Raw genomic sequence first — 23,199 nt, 5'->3', positions numbered from 1 at the left:
ATCATTCTTCGTTTTTATCTTTTTTACCATATGTATCGGGGTATTTAATGAATCGTGCCAAGATAATTACCGGTATCGATGCAATTGCCACCCAGATAAAAAAGCCTGTATATCCTAATTGTTCTTGTATAAAACCACTCAGCATCCCAGGTAACATCATTCCTAAGGCCATAAATCCTGTTGCAATGGCATAGTGTGCTGTTTTAGAAACTCCCTCTGCAATATAGATTAAAAACATTAGGTACGCGGCAAATCCAAAGCCGTAACCAAATTGTTCAATAACTACTACAATGGTTGCCAATACTACCGAAGAAGGTTGTAAAAAAGCCAATACCGCATATAATATATTTGGTAGGTTGAGCGCTAAAATCATCGGGAGCATCCATTTTTTTAATCCATGCATAGAAATCACAATTCCTCCTAGAATACCACCAATAGTTAACGCTATAATCCCAAAAGTACCATAAATAGCTCCTACTTTTGTTGTTGATAAAGCCAAACCTCCTGCCTCTGGTGTGTCTAATAAAAAAGGAGAAGCCATTTTTACTAATTGAGATTCTCCTAGTCTGTATACTAGTATAAAGGCTAAAGCAAAAGCAATATTTTTCTTTTTGAAAAAGGTAATAAAGACATCAATAAATCGTAGTGTATTTTTATCTTTTTCTTCAGTCGGGTGCTCTATTTTTGGAGTAGTAAAAAAATTGAATATGGTTAAGACCAACATAAACATTGCAGTAATTGTCATTGTATAGGACCATGCTTTTTGATTATCACCATAAGATTCTTCTAAAAAACCGGCCAAAACCACAATTAGCCCTTGTCCTGTTATCATGGCTAGTCTGTAAAATGTACTGCGAACCCCTAAAAAGAAAGATTGTTTTTTTTCTGATAAACTAATCAGATAATATCCATCTGAAGCAATATCATTGGTAGCCGAAGCAAAAGCTGCAATCCAAAAAAGGGCAATACTAAGAACAAAAAAATGATGAGTAGGTAGTGTGATACCAACTCCCAAAAATGTTAGTGCAATCAGAAATTGCATCGCCAAAAACCATTTACGCTTTGTACTTTTTATATCTACAAAAGGACTCCATAATGGTTTTATGACCCAAGGAAGATATAACCAACTTGTATACAATCCAATATCGGCATTACTGATCCCGAGTCTTTTGTACATAATAACAGATACTGTAATAATTACTACATACGGTAAACCTTCTGTAAAATATAATGAAGGTACCCACGCCCAGGCGTTTTTGTCTTTTTTTGGTGAGGTCATGAATTATTTTTAAGCTTTGACAGGCTGTTATTTTATTTTTAGAAGTGGTTTAAACTTTTTTCAATTTGCTAAAAAAATGTTTTTTTGCACCCACATTTTGTAATTTTTGATTTCCGTAGCGCTGCTATGCAATTAAAAAATTACTTCATTTGGTCACAAAACTGCTATTTTTCACTTAAATCAAAAAAGTTTAAACCACTTCAGAGTTTATGCAATATAACAACTAACCCCTAGTTTCAAAAATACATAAGTGATGTTATTTTCTATACCGTTTTGACTAAAAAATCGTTTCATTTATTTAAGTATTTCACTTTTAAATATGCTTAAACATTTAAATTTTTGATTGGTCTTGTTGAAGCAAAAATTATATACAATGTTTTTAGGTGTTGTTGTACTTAGTTTTTGGTATAGCATATTCACTTATTCTGCTTTCTATCATTTTAGAGTCTTGCTCTCTTTCTTTTGGTATCAAGAGGTTAAAGTATTGGTAGTTATGTCCCTTTCCACCTAGTCTTTTAATTTCAAATTCAAGGCATTTCATATTTATAAACACTTTGGATGTACATCTTGTTAACCATCCATCCTGATTATTATAGGATACTATATAGCTTTTGTTTATAAGAATTCCTGATGTGGTTATTTTGGCTTCAAGTTTTTCAGAATCAAATAATTTAGACTTGAATTCTATTAAAGATTTTCTTAGCACTATAGAAATAAAAGTGAATATTGAAAAGAACAAAAAAGATAATAAGATAAATAACTCATAATTTTCTTTGTAAATGAAAATCATAAAAAATGTTATTATAGGAATTAAAATACACGATGTTATCGTATAATTTTTGATTCTTTTTTGATAATACTTTTTTGCGAAATTGTACCATTCTTTTTCTTCATAGTGAAATAACTCGATTAACCTTGAGTCATCATTTAGGTACACTATTAAATCATTTTTGAAAGATTTATTGGTTTTTGTAACATATTTCAATGAGTAAGTGAATAATAATATTCCTGATGGTATTAAGAATAAGCTAATCAGGTACTCATTATTTTCGTTAAATGAAATGAGTAAAATTGAGATCAATATTAGAAATAGAGAAACAGGAATAAGTAATACTATTAGTATAGATTTTATCTTCCAAAAAGGATTTTTCATAATTAAGTACGACTGTTTTCTATATTGATACAGAAAATAAGTGATGAGATGTATTACCAATCTCGTTTTTTTGAGTTCAATTTATTTTTAAATATACAAATCTCGCTTTCTCTGCGATAAAAATCTAAATAAGATACAGCTATTAATCTTTTGTGATCTAAAAAATGAATAGGTATAGTTATATTAAAATAATCAGTATCAGAAGTTATCGGAAATACACCTATAATATTTTTTGGGTCTTTAATCATTTGGCGTTGTCGTTTGTTTTCTACATTATACAGAACAGCCCATTGTACAGACATAGTATCTCTTTTTTTTAATCTGAAGTGTACAGTATCATCAATAACTCGTTTGGATATTATCTCAGGAGTATCGTCAAATGTATCTAATGTATCTAGCGTATTAGATGAAGGGGGGAGGATTGGAGTATTATAAACATTTTGTACTAGTTCATTAATAATGCTATCATGCTTATTTAATAACGAATTTGCACTAAAAAATATGTTACCCGATATATTTTGAGTAGCTCTGGATAATGCTATCTGATTAGGTAATTCTTCTTTTTTATACCATGCGGTATCACTATTATTTTTGACTTTATACGCACCGTTACCAATGTAAAGGTTAGTGTTTATCACATTTTTATCCCACCAATCAATTAATCTTCTGTAAGATGCCAGATGAAAATCCATACTCCAATATAATTGTGGAGCAAGATAATCGATCCAACCGTTTTTCATCCATTTTAAAGGATCAGCATATAAGTCATCATAAGTAGTTTGCCCCGCTTCTGTGTCTGATCCCAAAGGATCTATAGATGCATTACGCCAAACTCCAAAAGGACTAATGCCAAAGTGAACCCACGGTTTACGTTTTTTAATACTCTCATGTGTTTTTCGTATCAAATCGTTGATGTTTTCTCGCCTCCAATCTTCTAAGGATTGCCCTGGTTCTGCATGATTTACAAAAACATCGGCATCTTTAAACACTTCTCCTTCGGTTTTGTAAGGGTAGAAATAATCATCAAAATGTATGGCGTCGATATCATAATTTTCGACAACTTCTGTAATAATGTTTACAAGATGATCTTGCACTTCAGGAATACCCGGATTATAGTAGTATTTTTTTCCATAAGGGATCATCCAATCCTGATGTGTAAAAAAATCATGTTGTGGGCTTAATATATCTGTGTTCAAATCAAAAGTAGCTCGATAAGGGTTAAGCCATGCGTGGAACTCAAACCCTCTATTATGAGCCTCTTGTATCATCCACGCCATAGGATCGTAATCAAGTTCGGGGGCTTTGCCTTCTTGACCTGTCAAAAAACGCGACCAGGGTGCTAACTTTGATGGATAAAAAGCATCTCCGGCGGTTCTTACCTGAACAATTACGGCATTAAAATTCAGTTTTTTATAAAAATCCAGTATAGCAATAAAATCTTCTTGTTGTTTTTCTACAGGATCATTTGGGCTGGTAGGCCAATCAATATTACTTACAGTAGCAATCCAAACAGCTCTGAATTCTCTTTTGTGAATAGGTTCTGCGCCTTTGATCAAATTTCCACAAAAACAGCTTATGATGATTAGTAGTGAATACAGTAATTTTGATTGCCTCATTATTTTTTTAAGATTTGCCCCAGCTCAAATATAAACAAGTGTTTGCATACTTAACGATAGATTGATTATTTGATTATAGAAGATGATACGAATATGTTGCTTTTAATACTAAATACTGTAAAGTATTGGATATACGAAAGCGCATAAAAGTATTTGTTGGAAACTCAAAGAACAAACGTCTTTTTATTTGTAAAGTGTTTATAATGAAAGAGTAAGTGATGCGTTTTTTTAAATATCCTTTAGATGTTTATGTTTTTGAAGAGCATTATAATAATGAAAAGAATTTTATGTTTGAAAAAAGAAGAACTAAAACTTTTTTCTTTTTTTAGTATTCACTTTATAATATCTTTTTGCTTTTACTCTATTGTATAGTAGCATAATTAAGGCAAAAAGCGCAAGTATTGCATACCCTTTGGGGCTGAATATGTAATCAATTATTTCTAGCATATTAATATTTACAATAAAAGTCGATGACAATATTAGAAACTTACAGTTTTGTTTTTCTAATTAAATCTTGTCAAGATAATCAAGTTCGAGGTCTTTTATATCTAATTCGGGAACGGATTTTTTGTAGTAGAAATCTATGATTTGATCTTCAAGATACCTTTCAATTTTATTAATTTGATTTTCTTCAAACATTCTAAAAACATTTACAGCTTCTTTTTTCTTAAATTCAAGAATGAGGCTGTCAGGGTTTTCGATGATCTCATAGCTTTTATATTTATCAAATTTATCTTTCATCCACCGGTGACTCAATAATTTCATTTGATTGTTGTACACTTCTTTCTTTAGGGTATCGATTTTTTGTATTTGATCAGGTTCTTCTTTTTGAGTTCGACTTAATAATACTTTGGCTTGGGTAAATTCTCTTTCAAATTTGAAATCAATACGACGCATGTCTCTTTTTAATTTTTTTACAACTTGATATAATGCGTTGTCATATATTTCTACAAATTCTTCATAGCTATACAATGCATCCAGAAAACGAATTGCATTTTTTTTATATACTTTAGGAATAGGTTGCTCTTTTGCTTTTTTGAATAGATTGTTAAGTTGTATTTGTATTTCTTCGGGAATCCCTGCAAATTTGGGTTGGTTTTTTATAGCTCTTAATTGCGCGGTGATGTCTAATCTAGTTCCTTTGAACTTTTGAGATTTGTATTTGAATCGGTATTTATTGGGAGAAACATAATCACTACTTTGTGCATTGATGTGAAATGCAATACAAAGTGTAGCCCAAAATACCAGAAATCTCATCTGTAGATTATTATTATTCTATTATAACGTCAGATGTAATTTATATTATTACCCAAAGACTATTATAATTTTCTTTTAAGATAAAGCAAAAAAGTAGCTTATAAAAATGTATGAGGAATGGTGGATGTTCTAAGTTTATTTCTTAATAGCGTTTACTTCTTCTACAGTTACCATTTGTTTTTGTGTATTTCCCCAGCTGTTCATGACATAATTTAAGACATCAGCAATTTCTTCATCTTCTAGTCCTAAAGGCATCATTGCTCCATTGTATGTTTTGCCATTCACTTCGATAGCACCCCTTAATCCATATTTTACAGCATAAATGCTTTCTTTTCGTTTAGTACTCAACCAATCTGATCCAGCAAGTGGTGGAAATGTATTGGGTGTTGCTTTTCCGTCCGGGAGATGACATTGCATGCAAAAATCCATATATACTTCTCTACCACGAGCAATACTTTCTTTTAATTCTGAGTTTTGAGAACTATATACTATATAGTCATTATTATTGGTTTGAGATTTACTTTGTTGTGTCCATGCAAATATGAGAACCACAAAGGTGAGACTTATTATAGTTACTGCTTTTCTCAAATATAATTTCATATGCTAATACTCTTAATTTGGAATTATTTTTACAATGCCTTTATTTTCTATAGCTACATAAATATATCCATCCGGCCCTTGTCTTACATTTCTTACCCTACCCATACCATCTACTAATTTTTTTCGGCTGGTGACTTTGTTATTATTAATCTCTAGTAGTTCTAAATATTGAAACTTTAGAGAGCCGACAAGCAGATTGTTTTTCCAATTGGGGTATATATCACTGGTAATAAAATCCATTCCACTTGGAGCAATCGATGGTAGCCAATAATACAATGGTTGTTCCATTCCTTCTTTTGCAGTGATATCGGTTATTGATGTACCGCTATAATTTCTACCGTATGTGATAACAGGCCAGCCATAGTTTGCACCTTTTTTGATAGGGTTGATTTCATCACCACCTTTTGGACCATGCTCATGAACCCAAATTGTACCATTGGGATGAATTGCCATACCCTGCGGATTGCGATGACCGTAAGAAAATACAGCCTTTTTTGCACTTTCTTTATTTATAAAAGGATTGTCTTTGGGAATGCTACCATCATCATGTAGGCGATATATTTTTCCTCCATCTTTGGTAATATCTTGAGGGTTCACATCTCTATTGCCTCGATCCCCGATACAGAAATATAAGTACCCATCCTGATCAAATTCTATTCTGGAACCAAAATGGTGCCCTTTGGTAGTATTAGGTAGACCTTTGTATAGTTTTTCTATATTGGTAAGTTGATTATTTTTTAATTTGGCTCTTATTAAGGCAGTGTTTCCTCCTTTTTCTGTTCCTTCTTTTGAAGAGTAGGTAATGTATAACCATCCATTTTCTTCATATTTGGGATGTAGTTCAATATCTAACAAACCTCCTTGATTACGATTGTATACCTCAGGCACATTAGTGATTTGATTTTTTGTTCCATTTTTGAAATGAATCAATTCACCACTTTTTTCTGTAATCAACATGCTGCCATCTGGTAACCAGGTCATCCCCCAAGGGATAAAGAGATCAGGTACAACTGTTTCTACGGTGTAATTTTTTGGGTCTTCTTCTAATGGGATGTCGTTTTTTTTCTCTTGAGCACAAGACAGTAGTGTAAGAAACAAGAAAAAAAACAAAAAAAATGAATTCTTCATAAGATCGATTTGCTTTTGAAAAATACAAAGAATTTTTGTTTATAGCCTATAATTTATGTTAATCCCTCCATACATATTAAATGGTAATCCAGGATAAAAATATCTTGGAGCGTTACCGCCAAATCCTCTTGCATTGATTTGTAATTGAGATGCATATTTTGTGTCCAGGATATTATTTGCACCTAAAAACAAATCGTAGGTAAGATGTGAGCCAATATTTGATTTAAACCCAATTTTTCCATGAATTAACTCATAATGATCACTAAAAACAGTATTAGCATCATTAGCAGGAATAGTACTCACTGTTTGAAGATTTAAATTTCCATAAAATCCCTTTTGACTGATAAGGTCAATACCAGTGTTAAAAACATGAGAGGGAGCACCTGTAAGGTCATTTCCTGAAAAGTCATCGTCAAGATCTACAAAATCTTTAAATGTATAGTCATATAAAGAGATATTACCCCAAAAGCGTAATTGCCATGTGTCTGATGTAATAATATTGTAGTATGCTTCTGCTTCAATACCATTGTGTTCGGTTTTACCCGCATTAATGGCAAAGAAATTATCCTCTGTTGTTCTTCTTGTTACTAAAAGATCTCGTACTTGTAATGAATACACAGATAGAGAACCATATAGTTTGTTATTAAATAGCTTATACCTCGTACCTACTTCATAATTCCATCCGATTTCGGGTTTAAGATCAGGATTAAAAATTCCATCAGGCAATAGTGTTTCTGATGCTGTTGGAGTAGAAAAACCGTGTGAAATATTTCCAAATAGAGTAAAAGTTGAGTTTAAGGTATAATTAACTCCAATTTTTGGAGATACAATAGGATCAAAGTCAAAAGTACCGGAACTGTCGTTTTGATCAGTCAAAAATCTGTCTTTGATATCAAAAAATGTTTGATTGAGATTGACTCCAATGTTTAATTTTAGTTTTTGATTGATCTCATAATTGGCTTCGGCAAAGAGATTGTAGTAACTTCTATCTTCATCAAGATCAGAGATTCTGCTTCCTTGCACACTTCCTGTTTCGGGAGGGAAGTCTTCGAATAGATTTTCGAAAGTTTGAGCATTATAAGTGTCCAAAAACAATTCTCCTCCGGCTGTCCAGTTGATTTTTTGCTGTGCAATGGTGAACGTACCAAGTATCCTACTTCTGATCCCAAATGTATATGAATCTTCTTCTAATATATTAAAAGGCCTAGGCTCATAATTTTGTTTTACAGATCCAAATATACTAGTGTGTTGTGATAGTGAAGGGGAGTAATCATGCTTCCAGGTAAGCCCTAAAATGGCAAAGTCTACATCTTCAAAAGCTTGTGAACGTCCCCAGGTGAATGCAGCTTGCCTGGGATTGTCATCAAAATCTTCTTGATTAAGAGAACTAGGGATTTCTGCTTTTAGATTCACATAGCTGCCTAATACAGTGAGATTATCTTTTTTACCCAAAGAAATTTTAGATGCTATAGAAATCGTATTTCGATCATAATTGTTATTGTCACGATAACCATCATTTTGGTTGTTACTATATACGATGTTTATGTTAGATGATTCTGTTGCTAATGCTGCTTGAACAAGAAATCTTTTTAATCCATAACTACCAAATGTAGAAGATACTGAAGCGTATTGCTCTTGAGGTTTTGTAAATTCTGGATGAAATAGTATAGTACCCCCTAATCCTACACCGTAACTGCTTGATGATGGACCTTTATGAATTTCTATAGTAGACAATGCACCTAATTCTAAATCCTCTATAGCCGATTCGCCATTACCATCTGTAAGTGGAATATCACCAAAATACGCTCTAATATTGGCTGTACCAAAAAGGTTTCGAGCACCAATTCCTCTAATTGTAATTCGATTTGTGTTTAGGGTTGCATTTTGCATAAACACTCCGGGAACTCTATTCAAAATGGGATGTAGCTCAATAGGGTTACTGCGATTGATATTATCGGTATCTAATACTGTAACAGCATCTGTTGCATATTTTTGCTGATTTGGGATAGAAAAACTATTAATTGTAACTTCTTCAAGATTTGTAGTGGTTTTCTGTAAAAGAATTGTGATTTCTTCTTTGTCAACCTGAATATTTATTTGTTTATATCCTTCTTTGTAGATTTCAATACTACCAGCAGCTATTGAGAATTCTCCTCTGGGATTCGTAAAAACTATAGTATTTGTTTCTGTATTTGTAATTTGTACATTAAGTAAAGGAGTATTATTTGATGCATCAAGTATGATTCCTTTAACCTTAGATTGCGAATACCCCCAAAGATTTGAGAAGAGTACTAAAAAGATAAATATGTGTTTCACGTTTTTTTATTCAAATATCGTGAAGTATATACATAAGAAAGTATAAAAATCATGATTATGTCAACGTTTTATAATGAAAATGACTGCTTATTACTCTTTAGGGTACCATATTTTATTTATATCAAATTCTTCTAGGACTTGATCGCCAAAGAAAGGAATCAAATGATAGAGATTTTCATTATTATGCATGGTTGCTATAGATTGATAATTTGGAGTTTTTATAAGATGATCATAATCTCCTATTTTTATACAAACATAATATTCATTCACATTTTCTAGTCCTAGATGTATAACACAATCATATATTTTGTTGAGTATATCTCTGCGAGATTGCGTAGTTGCTATGATATTTGAACTATCTGAAATATCGACCATGACAAGAAGTTTATGATCAACATTTTTGGTGTTTAGATCTACATAATATTTGATGGTTTCTGTCACAATATCTTTACTGTCGGATTGATCAAAACATTGTTTTAATATTTGAGCCGTAGCAGCAATAGTGGTAGTATTTTGATTAGTAAAATTGTAATACTTAGCATTTAAAAGTTGTTGTTGAGCTTTATTTTTTAAAATATCAGAAGAATTAATCAAATATTTCAATACCGATTCGTATTGATAACTCATATCTAATAGTGTTTGATCTATTTTCCTTAAGTATTGAAAATATAAATAGTACCTCTTATCATATTCTGCAATACTATCTTTTTTTTGGTTAGTATTAATAATAGTATGATGAATTTTTAAAAGCTCCTGTGCGTAATTTTTTACATTATTCTGATTTTGGTAAAGATGAATTAATTCTTTTATTTCATAGCTTGTTGAATAATTCTCGATGATCTTAGTGTTATAAAACTTCCAATTTTCGTTTTTAAAATTATTCAAAGTATTAATGACATGATTTCTTCCACTGGATTCAAACTGTTTTATAGTATATCTTTTATAGTCAGAAGTGTCTCGCTCTTTGTTAAGTGTTAGCTTTGCATACAGATTATTCCAAACAGGTGCAATGTTTTTTAAATTATAATAATTATTTCCCAACTCTTCAATAAGATTGGTTTTTGCATGCAACAACTCTTGTTCTTTTTGTTTTTTGGATGAAAAATGATGTATTACCCAAATACCACCAATCACTACAACAATGATGAAGTTAAAAATGACTAAAATGTTAGATATTTTTTCTGATAGAATTTTCATATATATTTTAGTTAGACCAGTGAGTATATCTGTATTTTTTTAAATAAGATTCGTCTCATTGATGAATTAACCTTATTTTTTTTAGATATAATACTGTTTGTTGTTCATGATGCAGATAAAAGAATTAATAATCTAGTTACTAATAGCACTAAGATTATTATAGAATGCTTTTTATTAAAATATCATAGAAGTGTAAATAAGATATGAAAATTATGAACTTACTAATGTTCAATAATGAAATACTTTTTGTTACTCTTTCGGATACCAAATGTTATCAACAAAAAATTCTTCTATTACCTGATTCCTATAAAAATATTGTAATTGAAATGTGTAGGTTTCATTGTTTTTTGTTTTTTCAATGATTTCTATATCAGGTGTTTTTATAATATAATCATAGTCGTCAAGTTGAATAGAAATATAATATGCGGCAACGTCTTGCAATTTCAAATCTTTTAAACAAGTATTTACATTGTCTACTAATTCTGTTCTTGATTGTTTGGATATTTTATGGGTACTATCTTGTTTTTTTAGTAATACTAACAGTTGATCATCTTTTTGTTTTGTATAATATTTAAAGTTATTCATATTGATACCGTTATTTTTCTTTTGTGCCATACATTTTTGTAAAGCTATAGATATTGTGTCGACGGCATTTTCTTTCTGTGTCTCAAGCTTATAATACTCTTTTTCTAATAAAATGTTTCGATATCTATTACGGAGTTCGCTAGAAGTTCTGATGAGATGATTAAGGTTGTCTGCATATTGATGTTTTAACAGATTATAGATGCTTTTATCGACTTTGTTTAGATAATAGTAAAACTTCTTATATTCAAAGTTATATTGAATATTGGTATTATCTGTATAGATTTTACTATTACTAAATGCGAGTATATCATGAGAAGCTTTATTCAACTCTTCTAAATCGTACATTAATTGCTCTTGCAGTATATATGTTTTTGTAATCATATGAGATTTTTCTTGCCTCCATTGCATCAGATCTTCTGTGTCTTGATATTTACCAAGGTCTGATATTTTATATTTATAAGTTTCCCATTTATGAGATTCAATTTTGTCAATTTCATGATTAAAATGAAATAATTGTTGGTGTACTATCAAAAAATCTTTTGGTTCTATTTCTTTATGTTGTACAGTATCCCTATCTCTTTTAAGGCTAAGTTCAGCATAGAAACGATTCCATTTGGGAACAATAGATTTTAATATTCTATAATTTGTATCTACCTCTTCAATAAGCTTAAGTCTTATCTCATATAATTCTCGTTTTTGTTCTGCTTCTTTACTATAATCAGTTAAGTATTTATTGATTTCTAAACCTCCAATTAATAGTATCATTATACAACTTGCAACGACTAATAATTTGAATAGGAATTTTAATATGCTCTTCATTTGAAAATTGGATTTAAAGTAGATTCGTCATGTAAAAATAACCATATACAAATCTATCTTATATCCCTGTTTACAGTGAAAATGATTAGGTTTACTTCATTAGTTACTAATATTTTAAAGTTATAATAGCATAAAGATTCTATATTTAGAATACACTTTTTCCTTTTGCTTTGTCTGGAGGTATTATTTCTAATAAATCTGCTATTGTAGGAACAATGTCTAAACTATGTATTTGTCCTACATTTTTGTTTTTTATATTTGGACCGATAGCATAAAAAATTGAATTCATTTCTCTTTGATTACCGGGATTACCATGTACTCCAAGTCCTGTTTCGTTCATAAACCCTGAGGCTAAAAAATGCTGTGTTTCTATATCAAGGTGTGCATAAGCATCTTGATTGAATGAATTAGGAACTATACCAGGAACCTTTGGTCTTATTTTAGAAGAAATCGACCATCCAGTTCTTGCACTTATAAAAACATCTCCTGCACGACTATTGTCATCCAGATGTAAATGATCTAACTCAGATGATTTTAGTACAATAGGAAAAATAGATACACCTGTTTTTTTGTCTTTTAGATTTTTGAATATTTTGACAATCTTATCTACATATTGTGTAAACTCTTCTTTTGAAACTACCCCTTGCCCTTGTCTATCTTTTAAGTTGATGTAGATATGAGCTGCCGGACCGGTACTATAAGCTCTTGCTTCTATATTTTTTCCTTGTACTGTAATACCTGCTTCTTCTAAAACATTATTTGCGAGTACAATAGAATGTATAGGAGCAACGCCATGATCAGAAACGATTAAAAAATTAGTGTCTTTTGGAGCATTTTGTATTAATTCTAAAAGCAACGTATCTATAGTTTTATACGCCCATTCTACATACTGGTCATATCGTTTTTTTCGTGCTCCGTTTTCAAGGTCATAATCAAGTTGTCTTTTATCTTTTAGTAAAAAACGATGTTGTACATCATCAATAAGTGTAAAATATCCAGAAAGCAGATCCCAGTTGTCTTGATGTAAGTTTGCTAAAATTAGTTTTTGATAAAACAGAGCAAGTCTTTCGGCCTGATCAAGCCACATTTTTTCTGTAATAAGTCCTTCACTTAATTTTATGTTATCTTGTTCGCAAGGCCATATACCAACTTCAGTTTCCATTCTTGTTTTAAATTCTTCTGGACCTGAAGGGTTGTATCCAATAGCGCCAAGGTATACATTTGCGGTAGCTGATTTATGGTCAAAATCTGCTAGGTAAGACCAACTTGATACTTTTTGGTTCTGAACATCAAACTGAATTTCTGACCATGTATTAGGTTTAAGCTCTCCTAAGTATCCATTAGAGATGTCTTTGTCAAAATCAAGTAATATCGCATCATAATTTTCAATATCATCAAAAGAAGTATCTACAGCAAAGCAATTTACTGTCAACTCTTTTCCGGAAATTAGTTTATACCCTAAAAAATTAGCGGGTTTTAAAGATTTGACATGCTCATATTTTTTAGTCTTAAAATTGCCTTCTGGTATTGGTGCTAATTTTGATACCGAAGACCTTGCTATTCTTTTACCATATCCCAGAGTGTAAGTGCCTTGTCGATTTGTATTTTTATTATCTTGACCAACAGTATTTATATTGATTACTTTTTTTCCTTGTCTTGTGGCTGCTTTCCATATGGTTTCTGCTTTGATTGGGGCAATAAAACCAGATGTAGCTCTAGGGCTTTTGATGGTATCACCTTGTAAGAGGATGTTATTGCCAACTATACCATGCTTGTTTGGATGTGTTCCTGTAAATAAAGAAATATGAGAGACTGCTGTTGCACTAATCCCAACAGGAATCATTCGCTCTGCATAAGCTCCTTTTGTTTTCATTTGAGCAAAAGCCCCATCTTTTGGCAGCACTTTGCGACGAAGAAGATCATCTAGAATCCAATCTGCAGCCCCATCTACCGAAATAAGAATTACCTTAGGAGACTTTGATTCTTGAGCAATTATTACATGTGTATGTAGAAGAGATATTGCTATAAAAACACATTTAACTAGTATCGCCTTTTTGATCATTTCTATTTTTTTGATACAAAGGTTGGCCAAAAAAAAGGTTGATAGGCTATCTATTTATGTAAAATTTATATCCTTTTGCGATTTTGCCTAAAATGTAAAGGACTAATTTCTTCATGTTTTTGAAAAAACCTTGATAAATTATTAGGTTCACTAAAATGCAATTCTGATGCTATTTCTGAAATCGTCTTATCTGTATATAGAAGCTCTGTTTTGATTTCTTGAAGCAATCGATGTTGAATTAGTTTTTTGGGAGTCAGGTTATAATGTCTTTGAATAATTTTATTTAATCTATTGCGCTCTACCTTAAGCAAATTTGCATATTCTTCTACTTGATGAACTTGTCTAATATTTTTTTCGAGAGCGTCCTTGAATATATATGCGATATTATCACCTGAGGGAATGGTGTAAAGTTTATAGAATTCACTATATAACCTATTTAATTTAGTCAAAACAAAATATAGCAAAGCTCTTATGATATGTTGACTATCATTACGAAAATCATTGATCTCAGCAATTATATTTTTTAAAACATCTTCTATAGCAGTAAATTCTTTTTCGTGAATTTGAAAAAATTGAGGACTGGTAGCATTATAGAAAAAGTTTAATTTGAATACGAATAGTTTGTCAAGGAAAAAATTTGCCAAAAAATCATCTTTAAAAACCAAATGATACCCTTGTGGTTGGTTGATATTATTGGTTTTCTTTTGATATGGAGAATTACATATAATTGTATAGGGTAGAAGAGAAGCACCAAAATCTTTTACACTTATGTTTCCAGAGCTTTGTTTTAAAAAGATTACTTCAAAAAAATCTGTGACATGAACCTCTGATTCAAAATAATTAGAAGGACGCTTATCAAGAGTATGTAAGTCCATATCAAGTTCAAAACCATACTTTTGTTTATCGAATTTAAATTCTCGCATTTACTAGCATTGATTTTATGGTCTTAGTGAATCAATTATCGAAGCATCGTTTGATACTTTGTACAAAACTAATCAAAATATCAATGGTTATAATTAAATACGAGATCAACAAAATGAACTGTAATATCGTATCATATATTGAGATTAATTATAATTTTCATGCTCTGGATATACGTTTTATATAGTATTTGTAGTTTCTTAATTGCTAAATGGTATTTTTGGTGCGCAAATCATGATAAATCCAATTAGTTTATAAAAAAGTAACCTTATCATAAACCAAAATAAAGAGTATACTGTTTTATTTCCTTATTTTTTCCTGAGAAAAGATAAACGTAAATGTATAATATTCTAAAAAAATCAAGGGCTTCATAATTAAAATGATAATCTCAGTACAATGAAAAGATCACTTTTAGTAGTTATTACTCTCATATTCTTTCCTTTACATTTTTTCTCTCAGGATACCAAACCCAAGGTTGCTTTAGTTCTTAGTGGAGGAGGAGCAAAAGGGCTAGCTCATATACCAACATTACAAGCATTAGATTCTCTAGGCATTGTACCGGATTTGGTTGTTGGTAACAGTATGGGAAGTATTATAGGAGGATTGTATGCAATGGGTTATTCTGGTGATAGTATTGCTAGTATTGCAAAAAATGCAAAATGGGATAAATTAATAGGAGGTGGAGTAGAGTTAAGAAGTGTAGGGGTAGAGGAAAAAACAGAGTTTGGACGTTATTTTATGACACTCAGTTTGGTAGACAAAAAATTAAAGTCAGATCCATTTTTATTAGGGGATCAGAATCTGAGAGACTTTCTTGCATTAACGACTTTTCCTGTTTATGATATTGATGATTTTGATAACCTGCCAATACCATTCAGAGCTGTAGCAACAGATATTGTAAATGGAAAAGAAGTAGTATTAGACAAGGGGACTTTGGCGGATGCTATGAGAGCAAGTATGTCTATTCCTGTGGTCTTTTCGCCTGTGCCATATGAGAACACACTTTTAATCGATGGTGGAATATTGAATAATTTTCCTACGGATGTTGCCAAAAAACTGGGAGCAGATATTATTATAGGGAGCAATGTAGGAGGAGGAATGAAAACTAAAGAAAAATTAGAAAACATCTCAGCATTACTTTTTCAAGCCGGAATGCTGAATAGTAATTTGAAGAATAAAGAACATAAAAAACTATGTGATATTTTGTTGGATCATAGTGTAAATCTATCTTACTCTACAGAGGACTTTATAAAAGGAAATGAAATCTATGAAGAAGGTAAAATTGCTGTAGCTCAAAACATAGATCAATTGACAACTTTATCAAAAAAAATCAACAAATTTAAACAAAGGAAACACCAGTTACCTGTTGAAGAGACTGAGATTATCATTGATACGCTAAATTATAAAAATGTAAGCAAAGCTAATCTGGCATTGGCAAGGGCTAGGACAAATATTTTACCAAATAAAAAATATAATAAACAAGATTTGTTTGATGGAATTGATAGAGCGATGGGAACTAATATTTTTAGCAGAATAACATATAGCCCTTTTATATACAAAGAAAAACAAGGACTGCAGTTGAATATGTTTGAAAAACCAAAACATCAATTTAGTGGAGCGTTACATTACGATAGTTACAGGGATATAGGATTGATTGTTAATTATACGGGTAGAAATATCATAGGCAATGCATCACGGTCATTAATCACTTTGGATATAGCAGATCAACCTAGAATCCGGATACAACATCAAAAAAACTTTGGACCTCGTAGAAACTGGTGGTTGAGGTCTGAGGTATTTGGACAACGATTCAAACAAAAGGTTTTTATCAATGGAGAAAATGCAGATAATCTTCGTTATAATGATCTGGTTTTTGAAAATCAATTAAATAGAGATTTAAATTCTTTAAGAAGTTATTTTGGATTTGGTATAACATATCATAATACCTATATCAAACCAGAAATAAAACCGGAAATTAATGATAACATTTTTAGTTTAGACAAGTATAACTTTGAAAATATTAACCTTAATGCGCATTTTTCGTATAATAGTTTGAATGAAGTATTTTTTGCAACCAAAGGAAGCGCTCTAAGAGCAAGTTTTAGTAGATCTGTGACCAATAATATAGATGTTGATTTTTTTGATGAAGCTCAAGAAGATTTAAAAGGGTCTACAAATGGTTTTTCTAAAGCAGGGCTTACTTACGAAAAAAGATTTTCGATTCATCCAAGAAAAACAATGATCATAGGATTTACCACTCATTTGATTTTTGAAGATGAAGAAAGTACAGGAGATATTTCTTTTACAGATTTTGGAATAAGCGAAAAAAACATAATTGGCGGGAGTGTTGTAGAACCTAGAAACGAAAGTCATGTTTTTCCAGGATTAGATAGAGGTGAGTTAATTGTTAATCAGTTTACAAGATTAAACCTGGGACTTCAATTACAATTAGTCAATAACATTTATATTACCCCTCATGTAGATGCTGGTACAGTTGGGTTCGAAGACTTTGATGAGTATATAGAAAATATATTTTCTGCAAAGGGAGAATGGCAAGACTCATTAGAAACTAGTTTTTTGTGGTCTACCGGAGTTACATTTTCTTATAAATCTATTTTAGGACCTTTAAATTTTGATATATCAACGATTAGTGGCACAAACAAGGTAAGATATTTTATAGGACTTGGATTTCCTCTAAGTCCTTCAAACTAAAACGAAACAATACATTAAATTGATTTTTATTTTTTGAACTCAAAACTTGAAAATATGAAACAGTACAGAAGAATATATACACTACTATTTACAATAGCGTTTTTACTATCATGTAATCAAAAGAAAAATAATAATGATCCTTTACCAACAGATGAAGAGAATAATATAACTACAATCGAAAATACCGAGATAAATGATGCAAAAGAAAAGGTAGAAGATGCTGTAGAAAATGTTGAAACAGAAATAAACGAAATAAAACCAGATCATTACATTTGTTTCAAGGGAGATAAAAATCCTGATATGGTTATCTGGGTTAGTTTTGGTGGTAATAAGGGTAAAGCATTACAAGTTAAATATAAAGGGCAACAAGAAGCAATTGATTTAGAATTTGTACGTGAATCATTAGTAAGTAATGGAGCACACCCGACCATCGATTATTATTACAATGAGATATATAATGGTAAGGTCAATGGAGTTTATAAACACACGCATTCCGGAGCGTGGGATTATATAGAATATACTAGAAATAAAGATGGTAAGAAATTTACATTTACAATAGATCACGAATCTGATCCATACGGAAAAACACCTTGCTTTGATCACAATAATAATGCATCAGCTGTTTCAAATTTATCTCTAAAAGTATTCGAGGGGTTTCCTATAGAAATAGATGGCTGTTCGACGTATTTTTCATTAAATCGAGGAGATTTTAAAAAATCAAAGTTTATATATGTTGATGATATTGATGCAAAAGCTGCTATACATATTAATGACGAATTGGTAGTATTTCAAAAATTGAATGAACAAAGGGTTACAAGAGATAGTATGGTAAAGGTGTTACAAAATGATAAGTATAGAATTCAGATCAAAACGGCAAAAATTAGCCAAACGGATGAAACTGTTCAGCATAAAGGAACTATAGAAATTGAAGACTTAAAAAACGCCTCGCGTCTTATTCAAGATATTATCGGAGAATTTGGATGTTGATGATTATTGATTTGGATATTTGCTAAAACCTTATGATATAAGTAAAAGAAAAATACTAATACACATTACAAGTATTAAACTATAACTTTTCTTTATATAGTTTAAAATGATTTTTTTGCGAATATAGATTGAAAAGCTACGCATATATATTAGACATACTTCCTATAGTATCAAAGTATTATATTTGAATTAGATAAATATACAGTAGGAATGAGTATCTCGGATTTAGATCAAAAATGGTTTGATTTTACAGGTCAATATGTCGATAAGTTAAATCAAAATAATGGAGACTGGTCTCAGTTAACCAAAGAGGAACAAGAATTAGCTGCTCTTTGGCGCTTAGAAATGGATGTACATAATGGAGGTTTTCTTCAATTTTTTACCAATTGGGGTATCGATTGCTATGAACATGCTATCAGATGTCTCAAAAAGATAGGAGCCAAAAAGTCTCTCGATATTATTCGTTCATCTTTTACTGTAATAGATAAATACAAAGAAGACAAAAGGTTAAAAGCCTATTTTGATCTGTACAAACTTATATCAGAAGACGATCATACTCAATTAGACCTTCTGGATAATCAATATTGGGAACTCCCCGATAATATACAAGAACTCACATTTAGGGTATATCAAGTTCGATAAAATCATATTTGTAATGAACATCTTAAAATGTTATGGAAGGTATAGACTACAATAAACGTTATAATGAGATTTCAAAAGAATTTCGAAATACTAATGCTTCAAAAGAAAGTGTAGAAAAACTCTATGATTTATTGTACGAATTAAAAAAGATAGAAAGGAGTCACTCAGAAAACATGATACTATGCTTTATATATAAATTATTAGGATATCACCAATCTGCATATAAGATTTTTGCGAATACTGCTGATATGAATAATAAAAAAAATAAGGCAAAATTATTAGTGATGAAAGATAAAGCGACCTCTCATAAAGATACTTTTATCATTCAAGATATTCGAAAATTTCAAAAAAAGCAACCACAAGCTAAAATCTCCTTACAAGACTTTGTTCCAATAGATAATGATGAAAATGATTTTACATTAACCAATAAGAGTCTGGTGGTCTTTAACAAAAAAATTAATAATAAAAGAATAGAATTTCATCTTGGGAATCATGAATTAGAAAATTATATAGATGATATCATCAAAAAATTAGAGTGGTTATCAGATTGCAAAGAAGAATTGATTTGTTATTACAATAGGCACCTTGCACAATATACCAACAAACAAGCTAACGAGAATTGGTATCATACGCTAGAGGTTTTAAGCTTGAAAGTTACTATAGGTGAATCTGGAAACATTTTTGCAGACATTTCTTGTGGTGAAGATTATATGTTGGACCATATACTAGATGTAGAAACCAATGAAAGAGAGATTTATGACATGCGATTTGACGGCTAAAAAATTATAGAATTGAATTGTATTTGCCTTTTTCTACGTTTCATATTGAATTACTATCCCAAAGTATTGTTGCTAAACTTCATATAAACTAGCTTCTTAGTCTTTGAACTAAGCAGTATAGATTTTTAAGTCTGTTTTTAAATTAATACAACTCAAAAAGCAAACCTTGCTAATGACTCGTAATGATGTAGATTTTACTCATCACTTGTCGAAAATTAATGATTACAATTTTAGTATAAAACCTCAAGATTCTGTAATAATACTGATAATTATTTTGCGATAGCTAAAATTAAGAACCTTAGCTACATTAGTTTAAAAAAGCTCTCCTTTCAATATTCCTTAATTCTTTCATGATTACACTTTGGTAATAGTAATACCACTAAAAATCGGGGGGATTTCCTGTTTTTTATAAAGTAGTTTTGGTTCGTGAAATAATAGTAATCACATTGATTATTAACTGACTTAATATACTGTTTTGACAAGATCAAAAATAGCGTTGCTGATATATCGAAAACAAATAAGAATTAGTGTTGGCTATTGCTATACTATGTATTGGTATTTAGGTTTTACATCAAGTATAGTGGGTTTACAACCTTTTAATTAAAATGTTTTAATCTTTGAGTGACTTATTGAAAAAGTATTGTTTGATTACACTTTATTACGTGTTGCGAAAGTATTGTTTATTGGTTTCAAGAACATTCTGGATTACTTTTTTTTTATGTTTTTCTACCGCATTATTTAGTCAGGATTTAAGTCAAATAGGAAAAGCTAAATTATTTAAATTAACAGGAGGAGTGGCAGGTAATGCAATTTTTTACGAAGGACAATCCAATAGAGAACCGTTTACTTATTTTTTAACGGGTAATGTTAATTTGAATATAAGTGGAATCTATAATATTCCTTTTTCATTTTCATATTCGAATCAAAAATTTCAAAATACTAATCCTTTTTCTTTTAATCGATTAAGTATTCATCCATCTTATAAATGGGTAACCACTCATATAGGAGATGTGAGTATGACTTTTTCACCATATACGCTTAGCGGACATCAGTTTACAGGAGTAGGAGTTGATCTTACTCCAGGAAGTCGTTTTAAAATGAGTGCTATGTATGGTCGATTGCTAAAAGAATCTGAATTTAATCCTGATGATCCACAATCAGAACCTGCATACAAAAGAATAGGCTATGGTATTAAGGCAAACTATGAATTTGAAAAATTTTCTATTGGTGCTATCTTTTTTAAAGCTTCAGATGATAAAAGCTCTCTAGATAATGCTGTGCCTGTAGAGCTAGAATTACAACCAAAAGAGAACGCAGTAATAAGTTTGGAAACTAAGGTAAAACTTTTTGATAAAGGTGAAATTAATGTAGAAGTAGCCTCTTCAACGATAACTGAAGATACTGATGCAGAAGGAGAAGCAGATAGCGCATCAATTTTGTCTGCATTAATTAAAAATAATGCTACAACGCAGCAGTATAAAGCTTTTAATGCTAGTTTTTCTTATCCTGTAGGACAAGGGATTGTAGGTGTAGGCTACGAATATATCGATCCTGATTATAAAACGTTGGGAGCTTATTTTTTTAATAATGATCTTGAAAATATTACACTTAATGCCACTCAAAATATATTTGAGAATAAATTGAATATTGCTTTTAATGCAGGTTTACAAAGAGATGATCTTGACAATACAAAGAGTACTCAATTACAACGTGTAGTAAGTGCTATTAATCTTACCTATAATGCTTCAGAAAAATTAAGCTTATCAGGAGGATATTCCAATTTTCAGTCATTTACAAATATTAAAAACCAATTTGATTTTATTAATGAAGTTTCTCAGATAGATAATTTAGACACGTTAGATTTTCAGCAGATTTCGCGGAATGCTAATCTTAATGCAAATTATATTTTAAAAGATACAGAAACAAAAAAGCGCAACCTTAGCGTAGCACTTTCTTTTCAGAATGCAGTAAACAAACAAGGAGGACAAACTGTAGAAAATGGAGATTCTAATTTTTACAATGGTAGTGCTTCTTATACAATGGGTTACCCTATTCTAAATCTTAATGTTTCTACAGCTATTAACATAAGCTATAGTACTATCGGTACAGATACAGGTCTCACATATGGACCTATTTTGTCTGCTAACAAACAATTCTTAGACAAAAAAATACGCACAACAGGTTCTATAAGTTATAATCAAACCAATAATAATGGTACAAAGCAGGGAGATGTAACTAATATAAGATTAGGAAGTACATATACCTATCTTAAAAAACACAATTTTAATCTCAACGTATTATCTCAATTTAGAAACTCAACGACCTCTAGTAATGATTTCACAATTACTTTTGGCTACAATTATATTCTTGATAAGTTCAATCCCAGATTTAAACTTCCCAAAAGAGAAAAGAAACATAAAACCAGAGAATCAAAGAGTGACGAAATTATACAATTTAGATATAGAGATTCTTTGTATCGAGGAACAAGAGGCGAGATTAATATACAATTAGCAAATCTTCAAAACCATTCACATTTTGACCATATTCCAGAGTATAAAAAAGGAGAACTCAGCATGCTACGTCAGATAGTAGCCGACGAAAAAAATAAAAACGAATACAAGGATAAAGCCTTTATTTTTCTTAAGGAATTATATAGCTATGAAGACTTTCTTAAAAACTATAATCAGTTAATATTCGAGACATTGATTGAGTTACGTAAGGATATGAGACGCCTGGATTATGCTTTTGAAAAAGCCTTTGTAAAAGCTAAAATAGCAGTAGATAATCATAGTTTACATAAAAAAACAAAAGAAGAGCGTAAAAAAACTTCTGAAGCATTGCAAAAAAGATATAAAGAATTAGAACAAAATTCTGATACGGCTTTGGCAAGATTAATAGGACACCGTTGGACACTTCCAATTATTGAGAAATATAATTCGATTACAAAAGTAGAAAATCCGGATAAGTTCCTCGCAGAGCTTATGGAACAGGAAAAAGAAAATATATTCCGTATGAAAGATAAAGATGAAGAAGATCAAAAAATTGAACTGTATATCATTACACAGATTATTGATTTCTACCTTAAAAAATCGCTTAACTATACCGATCCAGATAAATTTAATTTGAAATATATAGAAAAGAACTAA

16 protein-coding genes are annotated in these 23,199 nt (G+C 30.8%); 5 read left to right on the top strand and 11 right to left on the bottom strand.

Translation table 11 applies throughout. From position 1 onward, the window contains the following. Nucleotide 1: 1 nt before the first annotated feature. From FHK87_RS14675 to FHK87_RS14625, 11 genes are all read right to left on the bottom strand, one after another. Nucleotides 2-1,279 carry an MFS transporter gene (locus tag FHK87_RS14675; protein WP_140594375.1) on the bottom strand — a complete coding sequence of 426 codons (1,278 nt, stop codon included), beginning with the start codon at nucleotides 1,277-1,279 and terminating at the stop codon, nucleotides 2-4. A gap of 379 nt (nucleotides 1,280-1,658) precedes the next feature. Beyond that, complete coding sequence (locus tag FHK87_RS14670) at nucleotides 1,659-2,432, bottom strand: hypothetical protein (RefSeq protein ID WP_140594372.1); 774 nt, start codon at nucleotides 2,430-2,432, stop codon at nucleotides 1,659-1,661. A gap of 53 nt (nucleotides 2,433-2,485) precedes the next feature. Further along, a complete protein-coding gene (locus FHK87_RS14665) occupies nucleotides 2,486-4,048 on the bottom strand; it encodes a glycoside hydrolase family 10 protein (RefSeq protein WP_140594369.1) in 1,563 nt (520 codons plus the stop codon). Nucleotides 4,049-4,555: 507 nt separating this feature from the next. Continuing rightward, the gene (locus FHK87_RS14660) at nucleotides 4,556-5,305 is read right to left on the bottom strand and encodes a hypothetical protein (protein ID WP_140594366.1); all 750 of its coding nucleotides are present in this window, start codon (nucleotides 5,303-5,305) and stop codon (nucleotides 4,556-4,558) included. A 135-nt stretch (nucleotides 5,306-5,440) separates the two neighbouring features. Further along, nucleotides 5,441-5,905: a c-type cytochrome gene (locus tag FHK87_RS14655; protein ID WP_140594364.1), complete on the bottom strand. Its 465-nt coding sequence runs from the start codon at nucleotides 5,903-5,905 to the stop codon at nucleotides 5,441-5,443. A gap of 12 nt (nucleotides 5,906-5,917) precedes the next feature. Beyond that, entirely contained in the window at nucleotides 5,918-7,033 is a 1,116-nt protein-coding gene (locus FHK87_RS14650; protein ID WP_140594361.1) for a PQQ-dependent sugar dehydrogenase, read from the bottom strand. A gap of 39 nt (nucleotides 7,034-7,072) precedes the next feature. Further along, entirely contained in the window at nucleotides 7,073-9,349 is a 2,277-nt protein-coding gene (locus tag FHK87_RS14645) for a TonB-dependent receptor domain-containing protein (protein ID WP_140594359.1), read from the bottom strand. 90 nt (nucleotides 9,350-9,439) lie between these two features. After that, nucleotides 9,440-10,546 (bottom strand): hypothetical protein, encoded by a 1,107-nt coding sequence (locus tag FHK87_RS14640; RefSeq protein ID WP_140594358.1) that lies wholly within the window; start codon nucleotides 10,544-10,546, stop codon nucleotides 9,440-9,442. Nucleotides 10,547-10,795: 249 nt separating this feature from the next. Continuing rightward, a complete protein-coding gene (locus FHK87_RS14635) occupies nucleotides 10,796-11,950 on the bottom strand; it encodes a hypothetical protein (protein WP_140594357.1) in 1,155 nt (384 codons plus the stop codon). A 145-nt stretch (nucleotides 11,951-12,095) separates the two neighbouring features. Beyond that, nucleotides 12,096-14,012, bottom strand: a complete 1,917-nt coding sequence (locus FHK87_RS14630; RefSeq protein WP_140594356.1) for an alkaline phosphatase family protein — start codon at nucleotides 14,010-14,012, stop codon at nucleotides 12,096-12,098. A 65-nt stretch (nucleotides 14,013-14,077) separates the two neighbouring features. Beyond that, nucleotides 14,078-14,935, bottom strand: coding sequence for a helix-turn-helix domain-containing protein (locus FHK87_RS14625; RefSeq protein ID WP_140594355.1), 858 nt, complete (start codon nucleotides 14,933-14,935; stop codon nucleotides 14,078-14,080). 394 nt (nucleotides 14,936-15,329) lie between these two features. On the opposite strand from FHK87_RS14625, the gene FHK87_RS14620 reads away from it, so the two are divergent. The 5 genes from FHK87_RS14620 to FHK87_RS14600 all read left to right on the top strand — a co-directional run bounded on the left by FHK87_RS14620 (nucleotide 15,330) and on the right by FHK87_RS14600 (nucleotide 23,199). Next, nucleotides 15,330-17,645, top strand: a complete 2,316-nt coding sequence (locus FHK87_RS14620; RefSeq protein WP_140594354.1) for a patatin-like phospholipase family protein — start codon at nucleotides 15,330-15,332, stop codon at nucleotides 17,643-17,645. Nucleotides 17,646-17,699: 54 nt separating this feature from the next. Beyond that, nucleotides 17,700-18,632: a hypothetical protein gene (locus FHK87_RS26280; protein WP_226294257.1), complete on the top strand. Its 933-nt coding sequence runs from the start codon at nucleotides 17,700-17,702 to the stop codon at nucleotides 18,630-18,632. A 210-nt stretch (nucleotides 18,633-18,842) separates the two neighbouring features. Then, nucleotides 18,843-19,274, top strand: coding sequence for a DMP19 family protein (locus tag FHK87_RS14610; RefSeq protein WP_140594353.1), 432 nt, complete (start codon nucleotides 18,843-18,845; stop codon nucleotides 19,272-19,274). Nucleotides 19,275-19,306: 32 nt separating this feature from the next. Continuing rightward, a complete protein-coding gene (locus FHK87_RS14605) occupies nucleotides 19,307-20,053 on the top strand; it encodes a hypothetical protein (protein ID WP_140594352.1) in 747 nt (248 codons plus the stop codon). Between the two features lie 683 nt (nucleotides 20,054-20,736). Next, nucleotides 20,737-23,199, top strand: coding sequence for a hypothetical protein (locus tag FHK87_RS14600; protein ID WP_226294256.1), 2,463 nt, complete (start codon nucleotides 20,737-20,739; stop codon nucleotides 23,197-23,199).

Source organism: Aquimarina algicola, assembly GCF_006443095.1.
In the GTDB taxonomy this organism is placed as follows: domain Bacteria; phylum Bacteroidota; class Bacteroidia; order Flavobacteriales; family Flavobacteriaceae; genus Aquimarina; species Aquimarina algicola.
The sequence above is the reverse complement of the archived record's forward strand: the minus strand, read 5'-3'. Positions and strand labels throughout refer to the sequence as shown.

Coding starts and splice junctions, on each gene's coding strand:
- FHK87_RS14675 (WP_140594375.1), bottom strand. CDS start 1,279: ATGACCTCACCAAAAAAAGACAAAAACGCCTGGGCGTGGGTACCTTCA.
- FHK87_RS14670 (WP_140594372.1), bottom strand. CDS start 2,432: ATGAAAAATCCTTTTTGGAAGATAAAATCTATACTAATAGTATTACTT.
- FHK87_RS14665 (WP_140594369.1), bottom strand. CDS start 4,048: ATGAGGCAATCAAAATTACTGTATTCACTACTAATCATCATAAGCTGT.
- FHK87_RS14660 (WP_140594366.1), bottom strand. CDS start 5,305: ATGAGATTTCTGGTATTTTGGGCTACACTTTGTATTGCATTTCACATC.
- FHK87_RS14655 (WP_140594364.1), bottom strand. CDS start 5,905: ATGAAATTATATTTGAGAAAAGCAGTAACTATAATAAGTCTCACCTTT.
- FHK87_RS14650 (WP_140594361.1), bottom strand. CDS start 7,033: ATGAAGAATTCATTTTTTTTGTTTTTTTTCTTGTTTCTTACACTACTG.
- FHK87_RS14640 (WP_140594358.1), bottom strand. CDS start 10,546: ATGAAAATTCTATCAGAAAAAATATCTAACATTTTAGTCATTTTTAAC.
- FHK87_RS14635 (WP_140594357.1), bottom strand. CDS start 11,950: ATGAAGAGCATATTAAAATTCCTATTCAAATTATTAGTCGTTGCAAGT.
- FHK87_RS14630 (WP_140594356.1), bottom strand. CDS start 14,012: ATGATCAAAAAGGCGATACTAGTTAAATGTGTTTTTATAGCAATATCT.
- FHK87_RS14625 (WP_140594355.1), bottom strand. CDS start 14,935: ATGCGAGAATTTAAATTCGATAAACAAAAGTATGGTTTTGAACTTGAT.
- FHK87_RS14620 (WP_140594354.1), top strand. CDS start 15,330: ATGAAAAGATCACTTTTAGTAGTTATTACTCTCATATTCTTTCCTTTA.
- FHK87_RS26280 (WP_226294257.1), top strand. CDS start 17,700: ATGAAACAGTACAGAAGAATATATACACTACTATTTACAATAGCGTTT.
- FHK87_RS14610 (WP_140594353.1), top strand. CDS start 18,843: ATGAGTATCTCGGATTTAGATCAAAAATGGTTTGATTTTACAGGTCAA.
- FHK87_RS14605 (WP_140594352.1), top strand. CDS start 19,307: ATGGAAGGTATAGACTACAATAAACGTTATAATGAGATTTCAAAAGAA.